Source organism: Arachidicoccus sp., assembly GCF_050436765.1.
Taxonomy (GTDB): domain Bacteria; phylum Bacteroidota; class Bacteroidia; order Chitinophagales; family Chitinophagaceae; genus Arachidicoccus.
The window spans coordinates 1-7,786 of sequence record NZ_JBNQGD010000183.1; the positions used below are offsets into that span (position 1 = coordinate 1).

The 7,786-nt window shown below is 36.8% G+C and carries 7 protein-coding genes; 5 read left to right on the forward strand and 2 right to left on the reverse strand.

The genetic code is table 11. The features are described 5' to 3' along the window. Window positions 1–236: 236 nt before the first annotated feature. From kbl to ACQR30_RS07935, 4 genes are all read left to right on the forward strand, one after another. Window positions 237–1,424 carry a glycine C-acetyltransferase gene (gene kbl / locus ACQR30_RS07920; protein ID WP_429733739.1) on the forward strand — a complete coding sequence of 396 codons (1,188 nt, stop codon included), beginning with the start codon at window positions 237–239 and terminating at the stop codon, window positions 1,422–1,424. Window positions 1,425–1,523: 99 nt separating this feature from the next. After that, window positions 1,524–2,012, forward strand: coding sequence for a 30S ribosomal protein S16 (gene rpsP, locus ACQR30_RS07925; RefSeq protein WP_429733742.1), 489 nt, complete (start codon window positions 1,524–1,526; stop codon window positions 2,010–2,012). A 202-nt stretch (window positions 2,013–2,214) separates the two neighbouring features. Continuing rightward, window positions 2,215–2,733 (forward strand): ribosome maturation factor RimM, encoded by a 519-nt coding sequence (gene rimM, locus ACQR30_RS07930; RefSeq protein WP_429733745.1) that lies wholly within the window; start codon window positions 2,215–2,217, stop codon window positions 2,731–2,733. Between the two features lie 102 nt (window positions 2,734–2,835). Continuing rightward, window positions 2,836–3,306, forward strand: a complete 471-nt coding sequence (locus tag ACQR30_RS07935) for a methyltransferase family protein (protein WP_429733748.1) — start codon at window positions 2,836–2,838, stop codon at window positions 3,304–3,306. A gap of 83 nt (window positions 3,307–3,389) precedes the next feature. Here ACQR30_RS07935 and ACQR30_RS07940 read toward each other — a convergent pair whose 3' ends face one another. Then, complete coding sequence (locus ACQR30_RS07940; RefSeq protein ID WP_429733751.1) at window positions 3,390–3,614, reverse strand: hypothetical protein; 225 nt, start codon at window positions 3,612–3,614, stop codon at window positions 3,390–3,392. Between the two features lie 113 nt (window positions 3,615–3,727). Continuing rightward, window positions 3,728–6,646, reverse strand: coding sequence for a leucine--tRNA ligase (locus ACQR30_RS07945; RefSeq protein ID WP_429733754.1), 2,919 nt, complete (start codon window positions 6,644–6,646; stop codon window positions 3,728–3,730). A gap of 204 nt (window positions 6,647–6,850) precedes the next feature. Between ACQR30_RS07945 and ACQR30_RS07950 the strand changes: the two genes are divergently transcribed. Beyond that, window positions 6,851–7,726: a cell division protein FtsX gene (locus tag ACQR30_RS07950; RefSeq protein WP_429733757.1), complete on the forward strand. Its 876-nt coding sequence runs from the start codon at window positions 6,851–6,853 to the stop codon at window positions 7,724–7,726. Window positions 7,727–7,786 lie beyond the last annotated feature (60 nt).

Below are 7,786 nucleotides of genomic sequence, written 5' to 3' on the forward strand. Positions count from 1 at the left end.
AGCTGCCATATTTATTAATGACCCTCAGTAATTTAGTTTACTGGGGGTTTTTTGCGTTCATACCTCCCCCTGTCTCTATACCTCCCCCCGCTAACCCTGATCCGGAAGCCGCCCCCCATAAGCGGGGCTTTATATATTCTTAAAAATCTATTCGTCCATAATTCACGCAACCGTTAACGCTATATTTGTAACCGAAATGTTTTTATCTTTATTCCTCTAAATAATAACTTATACTAATGAATGAAAATTTTGCAAAGCGAATCGGAAGCGAATTAAATGAAATTAAGGCTGCCGGTTTATTTAAAAATGAACGCTTAATTGAAAGCCCACAAGGTGCTGAAATTATAGTTAATGGAGAAACAGTTTTGAATTTTTGTGCTAATAACTATTTAGGGCTGTCTTCCCATCCCAAAGTATTAGAAGCCGCAAAACAAGCGATTGATAAGCGGGGATATGGCATGAGTAGCGTAAGATTTATTTGTGGTACGCAAGATATTCACAAAGAATTGGAAGATAAATTGTCTGATTTTTTGGGTACAGAGGACACTATCTTATATGCGGCCGCGTTTGACGCAAATGGTGGTGTTTTCGAACCTTTGTTTGGTGAACAGGATGCGATTATTAGCGACGCATTAAATCACGCTTCTATTATTGACGGTGTGCGTTTATGCAAGGCGCAGCGCTATAGGTATGAGCATAATAATATGGAGAGTTTAGAAGAAAAATTAAAGGAAAGCGCACATTTACGCAGTAGGATCATAGTAACTGATGGATCTTTTTCTATGGATGGGACTATAGCTCAATTAGATAAAATAGTCCTACTCGCAGAAAAGTACGATGCCATTGTAATGAGTGATGAAAGCCATTCGTCGGGTTTCATTGGTAAAACTGGGCGTGGTACTCATGAGTATCGTGGTGTTATGGGGAAGATAGATATTATTACGGGCACTTTAGGAAAAGCATTAGGCGGTGCGAGCGGAGGATTTACTTCTGGGAAAAAGGAAATAATAGAAATGTTACGTCAAAGAAGTCGCCCATATTTATTTTCTAATACGTTGGCTCCTAGTATTGTTGGGGCCTCTATTGCTATTTTGGATATGTTAAGCCAAACCACTGAGTTAAGAGATAAATTGGAAAGCAATACAAAATATTTTAGAACTAAAATGACAGAAGCAGGTTTTGATATTAAGCCCGGTATTCATCCTATTGTTCCTGTTATGTTATATGAGGCTACCATTGCACAGAACTTTGCTGCGTCTCTACAAAAGGAAGGTATTTATGTGACTGGTTTCTTTTTTCCTGTAGTGCCCAAGGGGCAAGCACGTATTCGCGTACAGATGAGTGCAGCTCATGAACAGCACCATTTAGACAAAGCAATACAAGCATTTACTAAAGTTGGTAAAGAATTGGGTGTGATAAAATAAAAAATGGGATTCTGTTTGGATTAATTGACATGAATAATTACCTTCGCATTCCAAAATTTTTTTTAACCAAATCCTTTAGCCTTTAAATTTCTATTTAAGATGGCAGTAAAAATTAGATTACAAAGACACGGAAGCAAGAAGCGTCCTTTCTATTTTATTGTAGTAGCAGACGCGCGCTCTCCAAGAGACGGTAAGTTTATCCAGAAATTGGGAACTTACAACCCTTTAACTGTTCCGGCAACTATTCAGTTAGATCGCCAAAAGGCATTAGAGTGGTTACATAAAGGTGCGCAACCCACTGATACCGTACGCACGATTTTATCATTCAAAGGTGTTTTATATTTAAAGCATTTGTTGAGAGGTGTAAAATTAGGTTTGTTTGATGAAGCTGCAGCTATGACCAAATTTCAAGAATGGTATGCTGAACATGAAGCAACAGTGGTTAAACGTCAAGAAGAGCACAAAAGACAACAGCGGGAAAGTCGCTATCGTCCCGTAGTGAAAAGAGTTGAAGAAGCACCAAAAGCAGAAGCAATGGCTCCTTCAGCAGAAACCTCTACTGACGAAACGCCTTCAACCGAAGCTTAGTATTAAAAGAAACTTCAAAAGCCACGGATTTATCTGTGGCTTTTGTGTTATAGGGAATTGAAACAATTCTTAAAGCAATGGTAATCGGCAAGGGCTTACTCGTATTTTTTAGAAATCGCCCATGAAGTGGAGTGCATAGGGAATCAGTCAAATGAACGATGTTGTGGCTAACCGTTGTATTTTTGTATAAAAATTAGTAATAGTGGATTATATTCATATTGGAAAAATTGTTGCAACCCACGGGACAAATGGTGAAATTGTTGTGCAACATGCACTTTCAAAAAAAGTGATCTTTAAAGATATTGAGGTCATCTTTATTGAGGAGGCCAAAGGTGTTTATATTCCTTATTTTATTGAAAAAGCGACAGCTAAAAATAAGGATGAATTATTCTTAATGTGCGAAGGAGTTCACTCGAAAGAATCGGCGCATCGGTTTATTAAAAGAAACGTATGGTTACGTCATGAGGATTTTGAGAAAATTGCAGATGCCGCTTCTCCCATAGCATTGATAGGATATATGGTCTTTAACGATGCCGAACCACTTGCCAAGGTGGAAGAAGTTATAGAACAGCCACATCAGGTTTTATTGCGGATTCTTTATCAGGAGAAGGAAGTTTTGGTTCCTTTACACGAAAAAACTTTAAATAAAATAGATCGGAAAAAGCAAGAAGTCCATGTAAGTTTACCAGATGGATTGCTGGAAATTTATCTAACCGCTTAGCAAAAAAATATTTTTTTTGAGATCTTGAAATGTTGTAATTTAATGCCTTGAAGCCTATTTAATAATTGCGACTTCGGTTTTATTAAATTTAAAATTAAAGTCATGAGTAATCAAGATCATCCAGGTATTTATATTCCTGTACCTTTATTTTTTATTGCATTTTTCTTTTTCTCTTATTTGTTGCAAACTGCTGCACCATTTGATATTTCATTTTTGCATTCCCAAGGCGCACTGATTGTAGGTTGGATTTTTGTAGCTGCTGGAGTTGCCCATGTCATTCCAGCATGGGTTCAGTTTATTCGATCTTGCAATAGTGTCGTTACCATTAAACCTGCGAGAACTTTGCAAACCAACGGTGTATATGCATTTAGCCGTAATCCCATGTATATAGGATTTTATTTTCTTTATCTCGGTTTCGCCCTGTTATATGGCAATCTCTGGACATTCATTGTCATGCCGGTATTGGCACTCATTATTAATTTATATGTCATAAAAAGAGAAGAAAGATACTTGCGAAGAAAGTTTGGACGCGAATATAAAAGCTATAAGAAATCCGTAAGAAGATGGTTGTAGTGAAATAAAAATGCGCCTGTTTCAAAGCGCATTTTTATTATTAATCTTCTATATCTTATTATTTATCGATCGTAAGGGAAGTTTCAGGAAACTTTTCGCATCATCCTACCCACTAAATTATCGGTGGAACTAAATAGTGATTCATTCATCGATTTAGTAAATCGCCAAATATTATCTCCACTTTTGCCATCACCTATTTCCATGGTTAGCGTGCCTGAAGCGGTTTTGCTGGCACCTATTAAAATTGTTGTAACAATATAGTACCAGCTTCCAAGAGATGTTCGTTCTAAAGGGCAATATTGCAACAATTTTGTAGCTTGCCAATCTCTTTCAGATTTGGTGCTTTGTAAACCGTTTTTGGAGATTCATATTGTGCTTTAACAAGCTCAGTTGAAAAAGTCGCTAAGAAATAGAAATTTTTTTAAAGTACAATATTTATCATTTTTCCTTTTACAAAAATAAATTTCTTGACGGTGTTTGTTTCAATCCACTTTTTAATTACCTCATTTTCCAAAACTGCTTTTTGTACTTCTTCCTGTGTCGCATCTAACGAGAATTTCATATTGGTGCGCATTTTACCGTTGATGCTTACCGGGTAATTTTTGGCTGATTCTTTAATATATTTTGCTTCAAAGACGGGGAATGCTGCATCTAAGACACTGCTTACATTTCCTAATGCATGCCACAATTCTTCCGCAATATGTGGTGCATAAGGCGTCAGCATTACCAAAATTTTTTCTAATATTTCTTTTTTGTGACATTTAGCATCTTGCAGTTCGTTTACACAAACCATAAATGCCGAAACGGCAGTATTGAAAGAAAAACGTTCGGTGTCACTTTCTATTTTTTGAATAGTTTTGTGCAGAATTTTTAAATCTGTATCTGTGGGTTGATCTTCATTCCAGACTTTTCCTTTTATTTCATCAAAAAACAAACGCCATAGTTTTTTTAGGAAACGATGTACCCCCTCGATGCCTTTTGTATCCCATGGTTTGGATTGTTCTACAGGACCTAAAAACATTTCGTACATACGGAAAGTATCTGCACCAAAACGTTCCACCAAATCATCAGGATTAACCGTGTTAAATTTTGACTTGGACATTTTCTCTACCTCCGTTCCGCAAATATATTTGCCATCTTCCAGAATAAATTCGACGTTGGCGAACTCGCCATTTTTCCACTGTTTGAATTTTTCAATATCTAGCTCAAAGCCATCGACAATGTTTACGTCAACGTGAAGAGGAACAATATTTGCAACCGTAATTTTAAAACCTCTACTGTTATATTTCTTTTCTAAGCCTTCTACGATACTTGTAAATATGAGGTTTTCAGTATTTCCTTTAAGTAAAGAATCATATAAAGATTTTGATATTAAATAGTCTTTTTTGTTTTTATTAATCTCACTCATACTTTCACTCAGGTCTAGAGCATTTACTTCAATATTGTAAATAACTCTATACACGAACCTCGAACTTCCTTGAATCATCCCCTGATTGACCAGTTTCTTAAATGGTTCCTGAAAAGACAAATGCCCTAAATCAAACAAAATTTTTGTCCATAAGCGGCTGTACAACAAATGTCCTACCGCGTGTTCCGTCCCTCCTATATATAAATCTACTTGGTTCCAATAATCGCTTATATTTTTAGCACAAAAAGTTGTATTGTTATGCGGATCCATATAGCGCAAGAAATACCAGCTGCTACCTGCATAACCAGGCATTGTATTGGTTTCTAAACCACGTTCCGTCCAGCTTTCAATATTTGATAAAGGACCCTCACCATGTGCGCCGGGGCCATATTTTTCTACTTCTGGTAATAATAAGGGCAATTCACTGTCATCCAGAGGGATGGCAATACCGTCTTTCCAAATAATTGGGAATGGCTCGCCCCAATAACGTTGCCGACTAAAAGCCGCGTCACGCATGCGGTAATTTATTTTGCGCTTGCCGATTTGACTTTCTGCCAACTTTTCAATTACCACTTCCATCGCCTTACGCATTTGTAAACCGTTGAGAAAACCGCTATTTTCCAGCGTTGCTTCTTTAGTCGGATTGGCCGTTTCGCCATCGAAATATTTACCGATAATATTAGTGATAGCAATATTAAAGTGTTGTGCGAATTTAAAATCACGTTCGTCTCCGCAAGGCACAGCCATAATTGCGCCGGTACCATAACCGGCTAAAACATATTCGGAAATATAAATAGGGATTTTCTTTGTTTCGTCAAATGGATTGACAGCGTATGCACCTGTAAAACAACCGGTAATGCGCTTTTCGGCCATACGTTCGCGTTCGCTGCGGCTTTTTACATAGGCGATATATTTTTCTACTTCCTCTTTTTGTGCACAAGAAGTGATGTCTAAAATATAATCTAATTCTGGTGCCAATACACAAAAATCTACACCCATAATGGTATCCGGACGTGTAGTATAAGCCGTAAAATTCTTTACTTTTTGTTGTTCACTTTTAATTTCAAAAGTTATTTCCGCTCCCGAACTTTTGCCGATCCAATTGCTTTGCATTTCTTTCATGGCATCGCTGAATTCTACTGTTTCAAGACCTTGTAGCAAACGGTCGGCATATTCCGTGATACGTAAGTACCATTGACGCAGTTTCTTTTTCTCTACCGGAAATCCGCCGCGTTCACTTACGCCATTTACCACTTCGTCATTTGCCAAAACAGTTCCCAAGGCCTCACACCAATTTACCTCGCCATAGCCGCAAAATGCAAGACGATAGTTCATCAAAATATCCTGCTTTTCTTTTGCTGAAAAATTATTCCAATCTACCGCAGAAAATTTAATAGCGTCGTTGCCGGGACATTCGTGGTTTTTATTTCCTTCTTTAGAAAAGATCTCTTCTAATGCATGAATAGATTCAGCTTTGTGAGAAGTTCTGTTATAAAAGCTTTGAAATAATTGTAAAAATATCCATTGTGTCCATTTATAATAATTAGGTTCACTAGTATTTACCTTGCGGGACCAATCGTAGCAAAAGCCAATATTATTCAATTGGGCTTCAAAAGTCTCAATGTTTTTCTTAGTTGAATCGGCAGGATGCACGCCGTGTTCAATAGCGTATTGCTCGGCTGGTAGCCCAAATGCATCGTAGCCCATTGGATGCAAAACATTGAAGCCTTTTAGCCTTTTGAATCTTGCAAATATGTCGCTGGCAATATAGCCTAATGGGTGGCCGACATGCAAGCCCGCACCGCTTGGATAAGGAAACATATCCAACACATAATATTTTGGCTTGTCAAAGTCGTTATCTACTTTGTATGCCTCTGTATTTTTCCACTGCTGTTGCCATTTTTTTTCAATCTGGCGAAAATTATACTCCATTTCCAAGTCAATAATTAAAAGTAAAAGATGAAAATATTTTTAAATATAAGAATATTAAAAATTCGTTTGCAAATGTACGTGTTTAGTATGTAAAGATTAAATTTGCAATAGTCGTTAGGAATTTGAGGTTTGGTTTTCGAAAAGAAAGACTACATTCAATACTATTGGCTTCTACTTTAATATATTTATCTTGAAAAATAGGCAATGTCAGAAAACATCAATATACCCAAACGAAAAAAGAAATCAAATTCAGTCCTTAGCATCGTTGGCATATCGGTAGTATTACTATTGATGGGTGTGATGAGTTGGATATTTTTGAATTTAAAAGCAATGGGTAATAATTTTCAAGAGCAAATTGAGGTATGTGCTTATTTGAATATCGCGGGGAAAGATTCTATTGCGAAAATTCAAAATTATATAGAAACACAGCCTTATGCGAAAAATGTACGCTATATTGACAAAGAAAAAGCTAAAGAAATTTGGAATCAGGACAATAATGAAGATTGGAACAAAATTTTGGATTACAATCCGCTGCCCGAAAGTATTAATTTTTATGCGAAAGCGGAATATGTAAACAAAGATAGTTTGGCGAAAATATCCAACGATTTGATGCAGCAATTCGGCTCGCAGCTCTCTGGGATAGACTACCCAAAAACACTCGTGAGTTCTATGAATAATATTGTAAATAAGCTAGGGTTGATATTTCTGGTGGTAATGATTGGTTTGGGTGTGATGGTAGTGGTAAGTATCGACAACACGATTAAATTGACAATGTATAGTAATCGTTTTCTGATTAAAACAATGCAAATGGTGGGTGCTACGCGTAAGTTTATTGCGAGGCCGATGAATAATCGAGCTGTGTTGAATGGTCTTATAAGTGCATTGGTGGCTATTGTACTTATGGTTATTTTAGTTAACTGGACGAAGGACCGTTTCCCGGAAATAGGAAGGGTAGAGGATATTAAATTAAACTACCTTTTGTATGCCTGTATGCTGGTGTTTGGTGTACTTATTTCCTGGATCAGTACTAATCGAAGTGTAAATAAGTACTTAAAGTCGCGATTGGATGATTTGTATTAATGGTTGATTCGAAATAATATTGGATAGTTGTTCTTTAAAATTAAAGAGATGGAAAATATC